This is a genomic window from Methylophilus sp. 13, assembly GCF_015354335.1.
Taxonomy (GTDB): Bacteria; Pseudomonadota; Gammaproteobacteria; order Burkholderiales; family Methylophilaceae; genus Methylophilus; species Methylophilus glucosoxydans.
Genome location: NZ_JADKYR010000001.1, coordinates 846475 through 864895 on the forward strand (window position 1 = coordinate 846475; position 18421 = coordinate 864895).

Sequence of the window (18421 nt, forward strand, 5' to 3'; positions counted from 1 at the left end):
CTTAAAAAAAGTCGGCCAGTTGCTGCAACAACTGGCCAGAACATGGAGATATACTTTATGCAAATCAATTAAATTTGAAATTTAAATGACCATTGCATATTAAGCACTTAAAATCCTTGGCAATAGCGTCATGCTTCCCGATTTAACCGGGATAAACTCCCGACGCTATACTCATTCGCCAGCCTCAAACACAAATCCACCGAAGGCGCGCGGCTGTGCCCCAACCTTGACCTGTCGCGGCGAGTCCAGGCGCTGTCCATCAATGACGGCTACGACGTTGTCCATCCAGCTGGTGACCACGAGCTGCTGTTGCTGGCGGTCAAAAGCAATGCCTTCGGGCGTGCCGGGGACGCGAATTTTAGCCAGCGGCCGCTGGCTGGCCAGGTCAATCACGCTGACGCTATCTTCGCCGGTGTTGGTGACGAACAAGCGCTGCCCTTGCGGGTCTGTGGTCACACAGTAAGGGTGCCGCCCCACGCTAAGCGTGGCCACCACACGCTGGTCATGCGTGTCTATCACACTCACTGAGTTTGAGTAGACATTCACCACATACAGCTGCTTGCCATCGGGGCTCAGCCCCAAACCGAACGGGTGCTCGCCCACTTTAATTCTGCGCAGTTCTTTGTTCGCGCGCGTGTCGACCACGCTCACATCATTACTGTCGCGATTCGCCACGTAGAGCGTCTGGCCATCGCGACTTAACTGCAAGCCGCCTGGTGCCTGCCCCACTTCTATAGTCGCCAGCACTTGCCCGTGCACGGGCTCAACCACCAGCAAACTATGGTGATACCAGTCAGCCACATATAAACGGTTACCGGCCTGATTCACGGCCAGTCCGACCGGGGCAATCGGCAGCTCTAGGGTCTGCACCACTTGCTGCCGCGTGATGTCTATCACCGAGATTGAACGGCCATCGACATTGCTCACGTATACTTTTTTCTGTTGAGGATGAATAGCGACGCCGACCGGCGATTGACCGACCGCGATGGTTTTGATCACCTGCAGTTGGCGCAGGTCTACGACCGAAACCGTGTGCTCTCCCTGATTGGTGATATAGGCGAACTCTGCCGCGGATGCGCCCAGCGTAAAACAAAGACTGAGCGTAACCGACAACGCTTTCAAGCGCAGGCGCCAGCACGCGCTCACATCAATCGTCCTCATACAAGCGTTACGATAGCGCGATGTGAGCCGTAAGAATTGAGACCTGTTCCCGCAAAGGGTCAGGAATTTTTCATGCAATAGCAGAGGCGCTCTGTTGCGAGAAATGTGCGTTGATGGCGCGCATATCCAGCGCTTGCCACATTTGCAGGTGGTGCTGCAGCTCATGCGCCTGCATGGCGCCCCTGACCATATCAATGATGACGCGATCACGCACCGTCATGAGTGCAGGCACTTGTGTCACCTGGAAATTGGCGACCAGATCGGTGGCGACATCAACATCGGCTACCGCAAACGCGACTTGTGGATGCTGGGCGGCAACCGCTGCCAGGACGGGGGCAAAGTGCTGGCAAGGCTCACACCATTCGGCCGTGAACAATACCACGGCGAGCGGATGCGCCTGCACCCACGCATTGAATTGCGCCTGGCTTGCCAGTGTCTGCACCACGGCAGCGGTTTGGGTAGATGCCAGATTGGATTGCGGATCTGAAGGGTTGGTTGTTTGCATACGAGACTCCTAGGGATGCGCCTGCTCGGGCAGGCGTTTAATGGTACTGAGTGTCCAGTGTTGCGGGCCAGCGATGCTTTGTGAGCACCCCAACTCCTGGCTGGGGTGTTCGGCAGTGAGTTGATGGCGGGTATGGTCTGCGGTCTGTACCTGCATAAACCAGCGGTCCACCCACACCTCCAGTCCGGCCGGGGCAGCGTGCTGGCCGCTGTCAGTCAGGGCCAGCGTGATCAGTTTGCCGCCATGCGCCAGGCATAACGAGTCATCCGTCTCTTCGAGTATCACCCATGTAGCCTCATTGCTGGCGACGCCCTCTTCCGCCCTGGCGGGCAGACTGGCTGTGACCAAAACACAAGCTACGGCTGGCAACATCATCGTTGCCCACTGGGCCAGGAGACTGACCACTGAAGAGATACACAGCCATACAGACTGCCGGGATAACCCTAAGTGTTTACTCACCATGACATGCCTCGCTGAATCCACACAATCAACACGGCGGAGCTCAATTTATGCACACAGGCTGGAACCCATGCGTTTAAACAAAGGGCGCAAGCTGGCGCAGAGTTTTTGGCGCCAACCCTGGGTGTTTGCCGCAGCATTCTGGCGGCCTTCTTTCAGCCCTTGCAAACCGGCTTTGACAAAGGCGTCTACCGCATTTTTGGCGGATTCATCATCCTGGCCTGCAGGGGGTTCATTGCCGGTAAAGGCGCGATAGTAACGCGCTGTCCAGCTCACCTTGGCATTGCTGCCATCGGCAGCGACTTTGATTTTGCCGTTCAAAGAGCTCACAGGCAGCGCTTCCAGGTCAATGTCACCAGATAAGCGATAAGACACGGTCATGTCTGCCGCAGACACTTCATCGATTTCCTGCAACAACTGCTTGCCATTTTTCAGGGTCAGTTTTTGCTGGGTGTCGTTCACTGGCTCGCAAGCCGTGACTTGCGGATGCCATTGCGCCAGACTGCATGGGCTGCTGACACGTTTCCATACCGCGTCAGCCGATGCGTTGACCTGAATGGATTCATCCGTTTTTTGCGGCGTAGGCCCGTGTGCCCAAGCTTGCACACTTAACAACATCATCATTCCGCATAAAGACCACTTCATAAAACACTACTCCTTCTTAAAAAATCGTTTAAACATTTGTCGCATGCCAAGCAGCCAGGGGCTATCGGCAAACGTCAGCCCCATAAACATGAGCCACAATAGGCAGGCAGGCACCGCCAGCCAGGGCCGCAAATCGGTTCTGGCCCAGCGCCAGGCCGTCATGCCCAAGCCGGTCGCCCAGTCACCACTTTGTGCCACATGCTCCAGCCTGGCGTAATGCAAACCGGTCTCTACCGACAGACGCTGCAAGTTTTTTTCATCCAGCGCAGATAAATGGGCATTACTTAAGAGTTCGTTCCCTGGCCCATGTCCGGAATTGCGGTCATGCTGCCCCTGCTCCATGGCCAGCACTGACAGCGTTTCGGCCATGCCAAAGTTGCCAAACCGTTGAACCTCTTCCTGCTCCCAATAGCCGGCTACGGCATTTTTCTCGTCCAGTTTGGGGATCTTGCTCGGTGTGGGCTTGCCCATGCCCACCAGGTAGCCTTGCACCTCACCAGGTTTGCCTGCAAATTTGGGCATGTATTGCGGATTGGCCGGCGGCGCTTGCTGGCCATCGGTAAAAAACAGCAGGCGCATCTGTTTGCCCAACAACGGCGCTTGTTCCAGCGCGTGATAGAGGCCATGGGCGATAAACGAATCTGCGGCCCAGGCCATGCGCCAATCCATGCTGGCGACGGTATGATCCAGCGCGGCAAAATGGCTGCAAACCTCCACCGGCTTCACCACATTAACCGTATTGCGCTCGGTAAACATGCCCAGCGCCACGCGTGAGCCACAGGGCAACACAGACAGGGTTTTGCGTATGCTTTGCTTGGCCATCTCCAGGCGGCTGATGCTTTTCCCATTCAGCTGATAGTCGGGCACATTCATGCTTTGTGTGATATCCACCACAAAGTACCAGTCATACACACGGTTGGGTAAACTCAGTTGCGGGTGAAAGAGCGTGAGCGTGAGCAACAGCGCAATCAGCCACAAGCATCGCTTGCGCCAGACAAGCCCGGGCGTCACCTGCGCGTTTTCAGGGCTGCCAACGAGCAAAGCCCTGAGTTGTTTAAACCAAGCCATCATCAGGGCATGCCTCTCGGATTGCCAGGCATCGCAGGCCAGCCACTGGGTTGCTCTTCCGCTTTAATCTGCTCATCTTCGTACTGTTGCGGCCCATTCATGCCATGCGTGGTCGGCGCCAGCCTCAGGGCGAGATGGTAGTTGTACTTCACCTCTGACCAGTCAGGCTCGATACGCAAGGCTTTCTGGTAACTCTCTTTGGCCAGGGCGACCAATGGCCCCGCCTCATCCCAGGCAGGCAGGCCACGTTGTTCGAGCAAGCGGATTGCCGTGCGCAAATAGACATTGCCCGAGTTGAAATAGGCCTGCTTGCGCAAGGGTTGGCTATCGGTGGTGCGGGCAATCACGGCGGCATACTGCGCCAGCGCCTGATCAGATTTGAGTTGATCGTCATAAAACACTGCATTGGCAAACAAGGCCTGCGGTGTCTGGTCAGCCCCCAGCAGGGTAGAACGGATCAGCACATGCGGCGCCAGGCTGTGTCTGTACACTGCAGACTGATAGAGCTCCATGCCCTGACGCGCCAGCATCACCAGTGATAGCACCACCAGCAGCGCAGCCCACAGCCCGCCGCGGCGTAAATGATTGATCCATTGCCTTCTTATGTTGGGATGACTCATGTTTGCCACCGTGTTAACTCCAGTTGTACCATCGCGATTAATAGCAAGGCTGCCAGCCAGGCCAGACCATAGGCGTATTGACTCAAGTCTTGTCGTGCAATCGGTTCCAGGTAACGGGTTGGTTTGTTTTTAAGCTTGGCGATATCGCGCACGGCCGCCATCACCGCCTGCGGATTTTCTGCCTCATACACGTGATAAGGCACATTGAGCGTCTGGAAATAGTCATGCAAGGCCACCTCGGGATAGGCGTCAATATTCTCGCCTTCGGCTAGGCTTTGCTTGATGGTGACGCCGTTTTCAGAGCGCAGATAAATCCAGTACAAAGAGGCCTGTTGCCGCATAAACATGGCACGCAACATGTCCTGGGTTTTGCCATCCAGGTGTGCACCGCCATCAGAGACCAGCACAATGGCACGCGCCCCGGTCACCGGCTGATCGGCAAAGTAATCGAGCGCCATGCCAAGTCCGCGCGCGACCGCCGTGAAACCCATGCCACCGGCTTCGGTTGCTTCCAGTGCAGCTTGCACAAACGCCCGGTCATTCCCCAACGGTGCTGCCAGAATTGGGGAGGTACTAAAGGTCACCATGCCCATCAGGTCTTCATGGCCTTGCTTGACCAATGACTTCAACACTTCACGCGCGGCCTGCATTTTCGGTTGCCGCGCCTGAGCATCGCCCTTGTTCACAAACGGCTCGTTCATGCTGGCGCTGCGGTCCAGCACAATCATCACATGGGCCCCACGCCCAATTTTTTCGATGGATTGCGATTTAAGAAACGGGCCACTCAGCGCAATGGCCAGTGCCAGCAGCAAAGTACTTAAACTGATTTTCCAAGCACGCTCCAGCCAGACGGAGAGCGGGTCTTCGGGCAACCCTTGCAAGGCCGGATGCTTGAAATGCCGTTGACCTCGCATGCACCAGGGCAATACGGCCAATGGCAATAACAGCAAGGGCCACACCTGTGTCAGCCCCCATGACTCCCCCAAGCCACTCCAGGTGATGACGGATTGCCCCCAGGCCTGCCACATGCTTAAGCGACCTCCAGTTGACTCAAGTCTTTGGCTAATTGTGTCAGCAAAGCGATCGAAGACGTCACAGATCGGCCAGCAAAAAACGCCTGCTGCACATCCGCATAAAAGGCCTCAAGCGCAGGCGCATAGGCCTGTAGCCTGGGTTGCTGTTGCATTAACTGTGGCAGATTTTCAGCGGTGACCGCATGCCCGGCAAATTGATCCATGGCCCGCACCAGCAAGCGCATGGCCTGCAAACTATCCGAGGCCGCCTCGCCCCTGAGTTTGCGGATCTGGCGCCAGGCCTGACGGAAAGGCATGTGTTTTTCTGGTGGCAAGGTGATCCAGCCGGCCACCCAGGCCAGGTAAAGTAATGCCAGTGCAAGCGCACTGCCCCAACCTGCCAGTGACCACAGTTGTGGCGCGAGCGGCCAGCTAGGCATGGGCGCATCCGGGTAAAGCTTGACGTGCTCGGCATCAATCCGCGCAGGCAGCAAACTCGACACAATGACCTTGTCTGGTGGCACATCAACGGTCAACCGTTGTTGAGCGCAGCTGGACTGATCGCAGGTGAATTCAAGATGCAGTTTTTTTAAGGGCAGGATTTTAACCGTGTCGCCGGCAACAAAAATTTGCCAGTCTATCTGCAGGTTAATCACGCGCTCATTCGCCAGGTCCTCATGTTGCCAATGAGCATCGCGCAGCTCAATGGCCTCATTTTGTGCCGGGGCAGGCAAACTGGCCGGATCCAGCACAAAACCAGGCGGGACATGAATCTTGAGATGCTGTGTTGCAATGCTGCCCAGCGTGTAATCTGCCTCACGCGTGGCGCTTTCTACGCTTATGCTGGCGTGCGTTGTGGCTTGGGTGCTTGCTGTGGTGCTGGCGGCATATGCCAGCGTAGTGGCCGCCAGCAGATACCCTGCAAAAAATGTCGCCAGCCAGCGCGTAAACTGCATCGTGCCCGCAAACCGGTTGCTTGTGATACTCATGCCATCGTCTCCATCAAGTGTCGGCTCACGTCTTCCGCACGCCAATCCGGGGCTAGCCACAAAGGGGATCTGGCACCCGCCTTGACCAAGCCAAGATTGAGCGACTGCTTTTGCTGCGCGGCATCCGCGGCGATCTGTGTGCGCAACTTGCGCCGCAATAGCCAGCTGCGCTCCTGCCCGGTTTCCATATCGCGTAATCGCGCCCAGCCGAACGCCGGCAATGCCTCAAACGCCGAGGCATCGCGCAATACCACAGGCACCACATCATGTGGCTGAGCCGCACGCATGGTGGCTTGCAACAGTGACTCTGGCCAAAAAAAGTCAGAGATGAGGAATACCAGCGCACGCCGTGGACCGATGACCTCTATCGCAGCAGGGAGCGCGCTGGCCGTGTGGCCGTGATCAGCACCCAAACTACGCGCCTGCTGCCAATAGTCATTGAGCAGCCCATGTACTTGCTGCGCTGTGCCAGGCTGAAAACTGGGCAGGCGTTGCAAACTGCCGGGTAAATGGTCGCTGGCAGCGTGCATGCCGAAGCCATCGCCCTGGCGCGTCACCGACCACGCGAGCGACGCGACAAAACGGGTCAGGCGCTGCTGCAAGTCTTGGGCAGAAGGGCCCTGAAAAAATAAGGAGCTGGAAACATCCACAATGGCGTAGACATGAATGGCAGCACGTTCAAGATAGGTCCTGACCAGCCATTGCTGTGGCTGCGTGCGTACACTGGCCCGAATATCAATCCGTTTGGGATCCGGACAAGCCAGTAAAGAAGCATAGCCAGCGAAGTCAGTGCCGTTGCCATGATGCTTGGTGAGCGTCGCGCCCGCGTGATAGCTGTGCGCCCGCCATGGCACCGGATAAAAGAACTGGTGCGGCTCGAAGGCGGCTTGTACGGACACCGCCGAGAGCGGCTGCATAGGCCCCTGCCCGGTCTGTTGCACCATTGCGTTGCTTGCAGCTACCATGCTTCACTCACATCCATACACACACATCGTGTCTGCATCATGACTTGAACCTGCAGCACCGCTTAGGGCGCAGAGACTTTATCCAGCACGGCTTGCAGCAATTGCGGGGCAATCCGCTCATGCTGCAAGGCATAGGCGCCGCTCAAAAACACGCGGTGCGTCACCACATACGGCCATACGGCGCGGATATCATCCGGGGTCAGATAATCGCGGCCTTCGAGCCAGGCACGCGTACGCGCACTGCGCATCAACATGGCCATGCCCCGTGGGCTGGCACCACCGGCCAGCAAGCGGCTCATATCCACCTCGGGCAGGCTGATGCCTGCGGCCAGCGGATCCTTGAGCACGCGCCATAGTTTGACCGCATACTCCTGCAAGGCCATCTCTGCACGCACGGTGCTTTGCACCTGCGCAGCCAGCGCATTCAGTTGATCGTAGGGTGTGAGGCCTGACGGTAACTGGCCGACCAGAGCATCGACATCATAAAAGCGGGTATCAAACATCAGTGCCCGTTGCAGCTCACGTGCATCCGGCGCCTTCACCGAAATTTCCATCAGGAAACGGTCACGTGCCGCCGCCGGGATCTCAAACGTCTCTTCACGCTCCAGCCGGTTACGGTCAGCAAACACGGTCAGGTGCGGAAAATGATATTCGCGGTTAAAGGCATTGACCGAGCGTTCAGCCATCAGGCGCAGAAACAAGGCGTGGGCCTGTGGTCTGGCACGGTTGATTTCGTTAAAGAAGAACACCGAGAGCGCATCTTCATGTTGCAACAGTGGCCCCGGCTTGACCGCAGCCTGCCCCTGCTCGTTGATATAGGCATGGTACAAAAAGTCACTCGGCATGAGATCAATCGCGCCCTCAATGCGCTGATAGCCGCCGCCCAGCAATTGCGCCGCCGCGCGTAACAGCGTGGTTTTACCCACGCCAACGTCGCCTTCCAGCAGCACATGGCCACGTGAAAAAATCGCAATCGTGAGCGCCCTGACTTGCTCAGGCATGCCAACAACCACACTGTTTAATGCTTGCTCGAACGCCAGCGCACCTTCACGCCATGCGGCCAAATCCATTTGTTTTTCCATACACCATCCATGATTCAGAATGAAACAGGCCACTATCGACTGCGCACAATCGACACCGGTATGTCACATGCAAACGGGGGACGAAACTGACACCGGAAACGATGTCAGTCTCCTGGGGGGAATTTAAGATTACTTCACGTCAAATACGAAGTTGCCGCTGGATTTGGCGTTTGCAATGCGTTTTGCATTACGTGCATCCATGGCTTTGATGGCTTCCTCTTGTTTGTTGAGTTCCACCGGATCATGTTTTGGGTCGTATTTGGAACCCGCAATTTTTTCCGGATAGCCGGGTTTGGCTTCCCAGCAGTTACCTGGCTCTTTACAATTTTGACCATCGTAAGCCAGAGCCTGATTGGACACTGCCAACACACCAGCCACGGCCAGTAATGTCATTACGTGTTTCATCACATTTCTCCTTAATCACAAATTAGCTGGTGTATTTTTTTAAATTATCAGAGGGCCCACCAGCCTAACCCTCTGGTAAGTCGTTTAACCGTGAGGCGTTGCCGCGCCACCGTTTTTAAGGTTCTCTTCCTCCTGGTGACGAATCCAGGCAATGATATGAATAATTTCATCCACTTGCAGACGGCCCTGTTGTGGCCCCATCATGCCGTTCGCCCCACCATAAATGGTTTCAAAGATGCCCTTGTCGGTTTGATTTTTAGGATAAGTCCAGTATTCATCTGCCAGCGCCGGACCTAACTTGCCCTCAGCCAGGTGACCATGGCAACCAGAACAGGCGGTTGAGAAAATCGTATAGCCTTTTTTGATGGCTTCAGGATCGGAACGGTAGGGGTTTTCACCGGTGGCTAAAAAATGCTTGGCTTCAGGGGTAAAGGTCTCACCGTCCATCGGTGCGATCTCCAGCACATCCCCCGAAATCGTGCCACGAAACTCCAATGGCGGACCATCTTTCAACGAGACATGCACGGCAGTGGCTGGGGTGGCAGGCGCCTCTGCTTTAGCCGCAGAAGGACTCGCAGCAGATTCATCTTTGGCGCAGGCCACCGTCAGAAAAGCAGCCATGACCAAACCCGTCAGACCCAAAGCCATGGTCAGCGGTTGACGCAGGCGGCGTAAATGCGGTTGTTGAGATTCTTTCAATTCAAACTCCAAAACTTGATTAACAAAATACAGTGACTTAATGCAGACTCAACAGAGGAATGCCTTCATCCTTGAGGATGGCAGTAATCTCTGCGCCATGCGCATCAATGACACGATTCAAAGCATCCACCAGCTCGGGGTGCTGCTTGTTGACGCCCATGACCACGTTGTAGTGCATGGGGATTTTTTCACCGTTGGTTTTTTTGGCGGTATCTTCGACGATCACCATATTCAACGGCACTTCGGAAGCACGCACATAACGCGCAGCTTCTGGCGCCCACAACATCGCCATATGCAAATGCATATTGGCCACATCATTCACCAGCCGTGACGGCTCGACGTGGATGTAACGGTTGCGGGTGGACTGAAAATTCTGGATTTCAGTAAAGTAGTCAAACATGTCGTCAAAACGATTGATTTGCAGCAACATGTTTTTACCGGGGCTATCCGGCATGACACCGATACGGAAATTTTTCTCTTTGAGGTAGGGATGATCCCAGGAGGTCACATCAATTTCACGGTCTTTGCGTGTGATAAACACGTAAGCTGAACGATAGTAAGGTTTGGTCGTCAGCACACGCGGATCATTCGGATCGGTGCCAATCAACACATCACATTTACCTGCTTCCATGTCTTTTTGCAGGGTGAGTGGATTGGTCCACCAGAAATAGTTAATTGGCAGATTCATGGCCTTGCCAATCACATTTGCAATCTTGTTTTCAAAGCCCTCTTGCTTGTCATTTGAAAAAGGCAGCTCGGACTTACCAGCACAGATATTGAGTGCATTTGCAGCCACGGCAGGCAACGCCAACAGACTGAATGCCAACGTGAGGCAGGCGCTTACCCAGCCAGCACGGACTCTTTTTACATCAGGAAACATATTTGCTCTCTTCACTCTAGGGCTGAGAACAGGGTGACCAGCCCGTCTTGCGACAAACGGCCACCCTGCACACTACATCAACAGGTTCAGGACTTGAATTACAGGCTGAACACCATCAGGCCACCGCCCATTTGTGTGTGGTTTTGCAGTTCTTTGAACGCACCAACCGCACCCAAACCAGCACTTGGGTCTGTCAGGTCAAACACCAGACCAACGCCAGGCCAGCCACCGACACCGTACATGCTGCCGACGTATTGTTTACCCTTGAAGGAGTAAGTCATTGGAGATCCGATACCACCAGATGGCATCTTGAAGTTCCACAGCTCTTTACCGTCTTTGTTATCCAACGCTTTCAGGTAACCATCCAGTGTTGCGTACCAAACCAGGCCGCCTTTGGTGTACAAAGTACCGCCCCAAGCTGCAAATTTCTCCCACTTGGTCCATTTGGCTTTACCAGTGGTCAAGTCAAATGCACGGATCTGACCCATTTCTTTCTTGGTTGGGCCATTCGGGCCAGGGTACATCGCCAGAGTTGCACCGACGAAGAACTGACCGGCACGGTATGGCAGCATGAACGGCTCCCAGTCCATACAAATGTGGTTCAGGCCTGCGTACAAAGTACGGCTTTCTGGGTCGTAAGAGTCAACACCCTGGTTGTGGAAGCCCATCGCAGATGGACAAATGTTGGTGCCTTTGTGGTCCATACGGGTTGCAAACTCTGGATCACGCACTGGTGTGCCTGATTTCAGGTCCACTTTCTTGAACACGTTCACGGCTGGGTCGACTTTTTCAGCCACGATCAGCTTGCCGTTTTCACGGTTCAGCGTGTACAAGATACCGTTACGGTCAATGTGGCTGAGCAGCGGTGTCATCTTGCCGTCAACAGGTTGGTCAGTCAGTACCATCTGGTTCACACCAGCAAAGTCCCACTCGTCATGAGGTGTCTTTTGGTAACCCCATTTCGCCATCCCGGTGTCGAGGTCACGACCCCAGATAGTCATGGTCCACTTGTTGTCGCCAGGACGCATGGTTTCGTTCCATGGTGCTGGGTTGCCGGAACCGTAGTAGAACAGGTTCAACTTAGGATCGTAAGCATACCAACCCCAGTTAGTACCGCCACCGATTTTCCAGGCATCGCCTTCCCAGGTTTTGAGGCCCAGGCCAAATTGACCGTAGTGTGGGTTTTCTTTGTTGAAGTCTTTTGCCAAACGGATGGACTCGTCAGAACCGGTTGCGAACGCACGCCATTTCAGTTCACCTGTTTTCAGGTCCAGTGCGTTAACCGCACCACGCACACCCAGCTCAGCGCCAGAACAACCGATCAAGACCGTGTCTTTGGCGACAAACGGTGCCTGTGTCAATGTCTGACCGACTTTCGGATCACACATTTCCACTTCCCAGTTCACCTTACCGGTTTTGGCATCCAATGCCAGTACATGGCCATTGGCTTGTTTCTTCACGATTTGACCCGCGCCGTAAGCCAGACCACGGTCTACCACGTCACAGCACATCACTGCTTTGGTAGAAGCATCTTGCTTAGGTTTGTGTTGCCAAACAATTTTGCCTGGATCGTTCAGATTCAAAGCATAAGTGTTGTTTGGGAAAGCGGAGTGGATATACATCATGTCACCGATGACCAATGGCGCACCTTCGTGACCATTGAGCACACCGGTAGAGAATGACCAGGCTGCTTTCACATTTTTAACGTTGGATTTGTTAATTTGTGCCAGCGGGCTGTTGTGCTGGCTATAATAGCCACCGGTTGCCACAGGCCAAGCCCCTGGGGTGTTTAATGCCTTGTCCAGGTCAGCATCCGCAAATGCCAGACCAGAAACGCTGGCAAACAAGCCTCCAACCAAAGCGCCAACAATGGCACGTGTTGAATTGTTTTTCATACGATCTCCTAATCTCTCAAGAATGAGTTTGATGTGTTGTTGCAGTCACCCCCCCGAATGCTGCACTTCACGACCGAAATTGTTAATAATTTGTAACATTGGCAATAGATGAAACATTCCCTATCATCTATTCAAGAATTCATCATCGCATCACACCCCACAACGGGAATCTTTCACTACAGCCAGCTTAAGGATGTGGTCTATAGTGGCGCACATTCACTTGGCGCAAATTGACCGCCAACACCGTCAATAGCAGATGTGCTCTGCGCTGACTGAGTGGATCTTTCAAGTCATGCATTCATATCATTGGTCTATGCCATTCTTTAGGGTATTTCATCAGCTCGGCCATCTCAGTCGGGCCAGTCGTGACACGCTTATCGTGATCGCAGGCGTGGCCGTCACTTTTGTGCTGTCATCCGCATTCGACCTGGCAGAACGTGTGAACGCCTGGCTACTCACCTATGAATATGCGCAATTAGACGAAGTCCCACTGACCCTGTTTGTATTGGTGTTGCTCAGTGTGTGGTTCAGTCAGCGCCGCTGGCGTGAGATTCATGCCGAAATCCAGCGCCGCAAACAGACCGAGGCGCGTCTGAGTAGCAGCCAGCAGCTCTATAAAACCCTGTTTGATGGAGATTTGACCGGGAATGTAGTGCTGGACCTGGAAGGCAACATCGGCATGCACAACCGCGCCTTTGAGCGTATTTGCCGCCCACTGAGCCACAACCGCAATACACGTGAGTTGTTCAGCTTTGACTGGCTGCCATTTATTGTGCAATTGCAACAGCAGCAGGAAATCAATTTCAACAAGCTGCAAATCCGCCGCCCGGATGGCCTGCCGTGTTATGTGAGTGCCCGCTTTGTTTACATGGCGCCCAGCGACAACCAGGCCGCTCAAATCCATGGGTATCTGGTAGATATGACCGAGCAATGCCTAGTCGAGCAGGACCTGGAACGTACTCTGAAAGAAAACCGTGTGCTGGCGCGCCATGCCATGCAGGTGCAAGAGCATGAGCGCAAATATATTGCCAGCGAGATTCATGACGAAACCGGGCAATACCTGACGGCGATCCGTATGGATGCACTCACCCTGCAAAAAAGCACGCCAGAGCAGGCGCATGTGATTGCGGTCAGAATCGCCTCCAATACGCAACACGTCCAGCAATCCATCCGCGCCTTGATCAAGCATCTGCGCCCACCCGCGCTGGATTCACTGGGCCTGGTCGGGGCCATCGAGCGACTGGTGAGTGACTGGAAAAAACTCAATCCGCGCGTGGATTGCCATTTGATGCTGGATACCGGCGAGCATGCCTTAAACGAAGATATCAATATCGTGGCGTTTCGCGTGACGCAAGAGGCGCTGACCAATATTGCACGTCACGCCCAGGCCACCGAAGTCTGGATCGATTTGCAGGTGATCCAGCGTCAGGACAAATGGTGGTTACAGATTGAAGTACGTGACAATGGCAAAGGCATGGATACTTCACTGGCCACCGAAGGCGTCGGCCTGGTCGGCATGCGCGAACGCATCGAATCCCTGCATGGCAGCTTCAAGCTCATGAGTGGCTTGCAAGCCGGCACCTTGATTACCGGCCTATTGCCCTTGCAGGCACACCCGCAGGCTTTGCCTGCCTCTTCCTTACCCACCAACCCGGGAGTCAATGACTATGCAACATCCTAAATGGCAAGGCCTGATCGTACTGCTGTTCCCTTTTTCGCTCGCAGCCAAAGACCTCAACACGCTAGAGCAACCCTTCTTGCAGGCTTATAGCGGAAAATCCCGCCAATTTGTCGAAGAGCAACTGGGCAAACCGGTGAAAAAGGAAGTGGCCGTTAAACCCCATAACGCTGACCAGATCCTGCAGGAAAAAGGTCAAGCGACGGCAGGCGAAGGTGACAGCGTTGAAATGTGGTATTACCAGGGCAAGATTCAATATGCGCCGAATAAATATTTCAATACCGCCGAACTCACATTTGCCAACGACAAATGTGTGAACATCACCTTTGCCAACAAGAAGTAAGGAGTCGTACGCGTCATGGCCAAAGTAATGATCGCAGATGACCACGCCATGCTCAGACAAGGCTTGCGGACCATGTTGGAGCAGGCCAACCACCAGGTCACGCAAGATGCATTGAGCGGCGAAGAAGCCTGCCTGCTGGTGGAAAAAAACCACCCGGACTTGCTGATCCTCGATCTGGACATGCCTGGCATAGGGGGGCTGGAAACGCTCAAACGCATTTTGCACCGCAAGCCGCAGATGCGCGTGTTGATTTTTAGCATGCATGATGACTGCATCTATGCCACGCGTGCGATTCAAGCAGGCGCACGCGGCTATGTGACCAAAACTGAGCCGCCAGAAGTAGTGCTGGAAGCGGTGCAGAAAATCCTCAAGGGCGGCCGCTATATCAATAACGAACTGGCGCAGAGTTTGTCCATGTATCACCTGGAAAGCCAGGAAAACCCGATCCAGAAACTCTCGCCACGCGAGTTTGAGGTGTTCAGACGCATTGCCCAAGGCGAGGCGCTGGCGGCAATTGCCAAGGCCATGCATATTGGCTACAAAACCGTCGCCAATATCCAGACCAGTGTGCGGCAAAAGCTGGGCGTCGAAACCACGGGCCAGCTGGTGCATATTGCCGTGCGTTTTGGCATTATCAAGGGCTTGTAAGCGCAGGGTTGCCCATGATACTGATCATTGCCCGCAAAGAATTACGCAGCCTGTTTGCCACACCCATGGGCTGGCTGGTGCTGGCCATCTTTCAGGCCATTGTTGGCACTTATTACAGCCTGAGTTTTAACCAGTATTTCGAGATCATGCAAAGCGCGCATTGGCAGGTACAGCGTATCGGCCTCACCCAGTTTATGGCAGAAGGTGTGTTTGGTGTGGCAGCCGTGCTGATGCTGTTTGTGGTGCCGCTGGTAAGCATGAAGCTGATCAGTGAGGAGCGCAAAAACCAGACCATGGCCTTGCTCATGAGTGCACCACTCAGCATGACTGAACTGATCCTGGGCAAGCTGCTTGGCATCCTCAGCTATTTGAGCCTGTTAATTCTCAGCATGGTGCTGATGATCGCGCTGCTGCTGCCCTGGGCAGAAATTGACCTGCCCTATCTGCTCACGCATGCGTTTGGCTTATGGTTATTGATGCTAGCCAGCAGTGCGCTCGGGCTCTATATTTCTTGCCTGACCGCCAACCCTATCCTGGCAGCATTCTGCAGCCTGACCGCGCTGACTTTTTGGCTGTTACTGGACAAGTTTTTCAGCGACGACCACCAGGCCCTGTTTCATGATTTTTCACTGATGCAACATTACCGCCAGTTTGCATTGGGCATTCTCAATAGCTACGACATCCTGTTTTTTGTCTTGTTTGCCGGCTTTTTTGTGCTGCTGGCGATCCGGCGTTTACATGCGGACCGACTGTATGGCTAATACAACCAAAGACACCTCCACCGCCCCTCCTTTCAACCAGCGCCTTGCTCACTGGTGGCAGCATCAACTGGTGGTGCCTGCGCTGCTGATTGTGGCACTGGGACTGGGCTGGCTGGGCTGGCAGTTTCATGCCACGGCAGACACAACACACAATCATCGTAATACCTTATCTGCCGCCAGCCAGCAGGTTCTCCATGACCTGCCGGGGCGCATAGAGATTATCGCCTTTTGCAGCAACAGCCCGTTCAAAGGCCGCTATTTCCGCAAGTCGATTGTGGCGCTGGTGCAGCGCTATCAGCAGCAACACCGCGACATACACCTGCAATTTATTGATCCGGTCACCGCGCCTACGCTGGCCAGAGAATGGCAAATAAAAAAAGAAGGCGAAATGCTGATCCGCTATGCCGGCCAGCAGCAGCGCCTGTATTTGCCTTACACCGAAGAAGCCTTTACCAATGCCTTGCTCAGCCTGCAGCATGGCGAACGCGCCCCGCTGCAATTTCTCGTGGCCCATGCATTGCATGACACGCATGGCACTGGCTTGAGCCAATTGGCACAAGCCCTACAAAACGCAGGCATCCCCGTCTTGACCGGAGACCTGCCAGCCACACCGGCGAAAACCTTACCAAGTTTGGTCCTGGCCGGGAGCGACAAATCCTACTCGCCTGCACAAATCGCGGCGATTCGCCAACATGTGCAACAGGGCGGCAACCTGGTTTGGCTCACCGCCTCGCCACAGGCACAAGGCTTGCAAGCACTGGCAGAAGACCTGCGCCTGACCATTAGCCCAGGCATAGTCATTGATCCAGTCAATCGCCAGTTTGATATTCCCCTGCATGATTTAAGTACCCAGCGCTATGGCGCCCGCGGACCGACCCAGGAATTTGCCTTGCGCACCTTCTTCACCCAGGCGCATGCGATAGAACACCAGCGCATCCCGAATGACCCGTGGCAAAGCCTGCCGCTAGTGGCCGCCGCAGAGCAAGGCTGGGTGAGCGCAAGCTATCAGCCCGCCCATCCGGCGCCCTCCGCCATGACCTTTAATGCCACCAAAGATACGCCCGGCCCGGCCACACTGATGCTGGCGCTGGAAAAACCCCTAGCCTCGGGCAACAAACAACGCATTCTGGTCATCGCAAGCCCAGACTTTTTTTCTAACCAGCAAATCCAGCGCGGCGGCAACCTGGCACTCAGTCTGCAAAGCCTGCAATGGGTAGTAAATAACCAGCCTAGCGTCAGCCTGCCGGTGACGCCACTACGCGATACCGTGATTGCATTACCAACGCAGCGTACCTGGCTCATGCTGCTGTTTAACGGGTTTCAGTTTGGGCTGCCATTGGCCTTGCTGCTCGCTGGCGGCTGGGCCTGGCGCAGAAAACAGCGCGCTTGAGGTAAGGTTAAAGGTTAGTGCGTTCAGAGGATTGAGAGGACGCTTGATAACCGCAAGATCATCAGTGAGATTGCGGACTGTAAACGAGTCCGCCCTACACGGGCTGCACCACGCAGAGATTGGTCTCCTGTGAGTATCAGGTTTACCATACGCTTAGAAATATCCAAAGATAAAAGCCCACTTTGTCACCCATCGGCCTTTATACAAATTCAACACGCTGTGGAGTTAAAGTCGTCATACCAATTCTAATCGTGGTCACTTTCAATTTCATTTTTAATTGCTTCTCTTGCCTCGTCAACCTTTATAGAGAACTGCTCTAGTGTAACGTCGATTTTTTCTCCTGCTTTTTCGACTTTATTATCTATTTGTCTGCCTAAAGCCTCAGCATTTTCATGCTTTTTACAGCCCGTTATTGAGATCAATGTGGCCATTACAAAGATACTAGTTTTAAGTGAACAGAATTTCATTTTCTAATTCCTAAAAAATAAAATGCTGAGGCTGGCAAGCTAAGCAACCTTGAGCCAATCTGATAATTCATCGGCATGCCCTTCTTCTTGAGCGAGGATCTTTTCTAACATTACACGCGTTGTCGGGTCGCTATCGCCGATATAACGGATCAATGCATGATATGTATCGATTGCGATGCGCTCAGCCACTAAATTCTCCTTAATCATTTCTTTCAATGCCAGGCATGGTACATAATCGGCATGACTGCGAAGTGTTAAGGTTTCTGGTGAGAAATCTGGCTCTCCGCCAAGTTGAACGATACGCTCAGCAATCAGATCTGCATGGGATAGCTCTTCTTGTGCATGTAAATTAAATTCACTCGCAATAGAATTGGAGTGGATGCCAGTTGCGGTGAAATAATGGCGTTTGTAACGAAGTGCACACACAATTTCTGTTGCTAAAGAAGCGTTTAGTAATGCGATCACCTCATCAACGTTTCCTTTGTATGAAGAGGTCTTTGCGCCGTCTTCTACATGTTTTCTTGCATTCTCTTTGATTTTTTTAATGTCCAAATTCAATGAAGCACTACTTTTTCTTGTATCTTTTTTCATTCACTTACACCTCAAAAAATTAGTGGAAAAAGAAATAAATAATCAGCAATAAAAGCCCCGGCACTCCCAAAAGCCAAGCCAACACGTATTTACCCATTGCATTCTCCTTAGTGATTTAAGACAACTAAAATGATTTAGTGAAAATTGAGCGTTATAT

21 protein-coding genes are annotated in these 18421 nt (G+C 53.8%); 5 read left to right on the forward strand and 16 right to left on the reverse strand.

Features of this window, described 5'->3' with window-relative positions; genetic code table 11:
- Positions 1-171: 171 nt before the first annotated feature.
- From INP77_RS03915 to INP77_RS03980, 14 genes are all read right to left on the reverse strand, one after another.
- Complete coding sequence (locus INP77_RS03915; RefSeq protein WP_338656836.1) at positions 172-1146, reverse strand: YncE family protein; 975 nt, start codon at positions 1144-1146, stop codon at positions 172-174.
- Positions 1147-1231: 85 nt separating this feature from the next.
- Complete coding sequence (locus INP77_RS03920; RefSeq protein WP_194747377.1) at positions 1232-1666, reverse strand: thioredoxin family protein; 435 nt, start codon at positions 1664-1666, stop codon at positions 1232-1234.
- A gap of 9 nt (positions 1667-1675) precedes the next feature.
- Positions 1676-2128 carry a hypothetical protein gene (locus tag INP77_RS03925; RefSeq protein ID WP_194747379.1) on the reverse strand — a complete coding sequence of 151 codons (453 nt, stop codon included), beginning with the start codon at positions 2126-2128 and terminating at the stop codon, positions 1676-1678.
- A gap of 45 nt (positions 2129-2173) precedes the next feature.
- The gene (locus tag INP77_RS03930) at positions 2174-2770 is read right to left on the reverse strand and encodes an SRPBCC family protein (protein WP_194747381.1); all 597 of its coding nucleotides are present in this window, start codon (positions 2768-2770) and stop codon (positions 2174-2176) included.
- Positions 2771-2776: 6 nt separating this feature from the next.
- Positions 2777-3841 carry a vWA domain-containing protein gene (locus tag INP77_RS03935; RefSeq protein ID WP_194747383.1) on the reverse strand — a complete coding sequence of 355 codons (1065 nt, stop codon included), beginning with the start codon at positions 3839-3841 and terminating at the stop codon, positions 2777-2779.
- Complete coding sequence (locus INP77_RS03940) at positions 3841-4458, reverse strand: hypothetical protein (RefSeq protein WP_194747385.1); 618 nt, start codon at positions 4456-4458, stop codon at positions 3841-3843. The genes INP77_RS03935 and INP77_RS03940 overlap by 1 nt, the downstream gene beginning before the upstream one ends.
- The gene (locus INP77_RS03945) at positions 4455-5486 is read right to left on the reverse strand and encodes a VWA domain-containing protein (protein ID WP_194747387.1); all 1032 of its coding nucleotides are present in this window, start codon (positions 5484-5486) and stop codon (positions 4455-4457) included. Before INP77_RS03945 ends, INP77_RS03940 begins: the two co-directional genes overlap by 4 nt.
- Before the next feature lie 2 nt (positions 5487-5488).
- Positions 5489-6460 carry a hypothetical protein gene (locus INP77_RS03950; RefSeq protein ID WP_194747389.1) on the reverse strand — a complete coding sequence of 324 codons (972 nt, stop codon included), beginning with the start codon at positions 6458-6460 and terminating at the stop codon, positions 5489-5491.
- Positions 6457-7425 (reverse strand): DUF58 domain-containing protein, encoded by a 969-nt coding sequence (locus INP77_RS03955; protein WP_228518678.1) that lies wholly within the window; start codon positions 7423-7425, stop codon positions 6457-6459. Before INP77_RS03955 ends, INP77_RS03950 begins: the two co-directional genes overlap by 4 nt.
- A gap of 62 nt (positions 7426-7487) precedes the next feature.
- A complete protein-coding gene (locus INP77_RS03960; protein ID WP_194747391.1) occupies positions 7488-8507 on the reverse strand; it encodes a MoxR family ATPase in 1020 nt (339 codons plus the stop codon).
- Positions 8508-8636: 129 nt separating this feature from the next.
- Entirely contained in the window at positions 8637-8912 is a 276-nt protein-coding gene (locus tag INP77_RS03965; protein WP_194747393.1) for a methanol dehydrogenase [cytochrome c] subunit, read from the reverse strand.
- A gap of 84 nt (positions 8913-8996) precedes the next feature.
- Entirely contained in the window at positions 8997-9611 is a 615-nt protein-coding gene (gene moxG / locus INP77_RS03970; RefSeq protein ID WP_228518680.1) for a cytochrome c(L), periplasmic, read from the reverse strand.
- Positions 9612-9648: 37 nt separating this feature from the next.
- Positions 9649-10491 (reverse strand): methanol oxidation system protein MoxJ, encoded by an 843-nt coding sequence (moxJ, locus tag INP77_RS03975; RefSeq protein WP_194747395.1) that lies wholly within the window; start codon positions 10489-10491, stop codon positions 9649-9651.
- A gap of 98 nt (positions 10492-10589) precedes the next feature.
- Positions 10590-12386 carry a methanol/ethanol family PQQ-dependent dehydrogenase gene (locus tag INP77_RS03980; RefSeq protein WP_194747397.1) on the reverse strand — a complete coding sequence of 599 codons (1797 nt, stop codon included), beginning with the start codon at positions 12384-12386 and terminating at the stop codon, positions 10590-10592.
- A gap of 292 nt (positions 12387-12678) precedes the next feature.
- Between INP77_RS03980 and INP77_RS03985 the strand changes: the two genes are divergently transcribed.
- Genes INP77_RS03985 through INP77_RS04005 form a run of 5 tightly spaced genes read left to right on the forward strand, consistent with a single transcriptional unit; the run spans position 12679 to position 17206 of the window.
- Positions 12679-14067, forward strand: coding sequence for a sensor histidine kinase (locus INP77_RS03985; protein WP_228518681.1), 1389 nt, complete (start codon positions 12679-12681; stop codon positions 14065-14067).
- Positions 14054-14407: a hypothetical protein gene (locus INP77_RS03990; RefSeq protein WP_194747399.1), complete on the forward strand. Its 354-nt coding sequence runs from the start codon at positions 14054-14056 to the stop codon at positions 14405-14407. Before INP77_RS03985 ends, INP77_RS03990 begins: the two co-directional genes overlap by 14 nt.
- Before the next feature lie 15 nt (positions 14408-14422).
- Positions 14423-15055 carry a response regulator transcription factor gene (locus INP77_RS03995; protein ID WP_194747401.1) on the forward strand — a complete coding sequence of 211 codons (633 nt, stop codon included), beginning with the start codon at positions 14423-14425 and terminating at the stop codon, positions 15053-15055.
- Positions 15056-15069: 14 nt separating this feature from the next.
- Positions 15070-15816 carry an ABC transporter permease gene (locus tag INP77_RS04000; RefSeq protein WP_194747403.1) on the forward strand — a complete coding sequence of 249 codons (747 nt, stop codon included), beginning with the start codon at positions 15070-15072 and terminating at the stop codon, positions 15814-15816.
- Positions 15809-17206, forward strand: coding sequence for a DUF4350 domain-containing protein (locus INP77_RS04005; protein ID WP_194747405.1), 1398 nt, complete (start codon positions 15809-15811; stop codon positions 17204-17206). Before INP77_RS04000 ends, INP77_RS04005 begins: the two co-directional genes overlap by 8 nt.
- Positions 17207-17451: 245 nt before the next feature.
- Here the strand turns inward: INP77_RS04005 and INP77_RS04010 are convergent, their stop codons facing one another.
- Positions 17452-17673 (reverse strand): hypothetical protein, encoded by a 222-nt coding sequence (locus INP77_RS04010; RefSeq protein WP_194747407.1) that lies wholly within the window; start codon positions 17671-17673, stop codon positions 17452-17454.
- A 39-nt stretch (positions 17674-17712) separates the two neighbouring features.
- Positions 17713-18264, reverse strand: a complete 552-nt coding sequence (locus INP77_RS04015; protein WP_194747409.1) for a bacterioferritin — start codon at positions 18262-18264, stop codon at positions 17713-17715.
- Positions 18265-18421 lie beyond the last annotated feature (157 nt).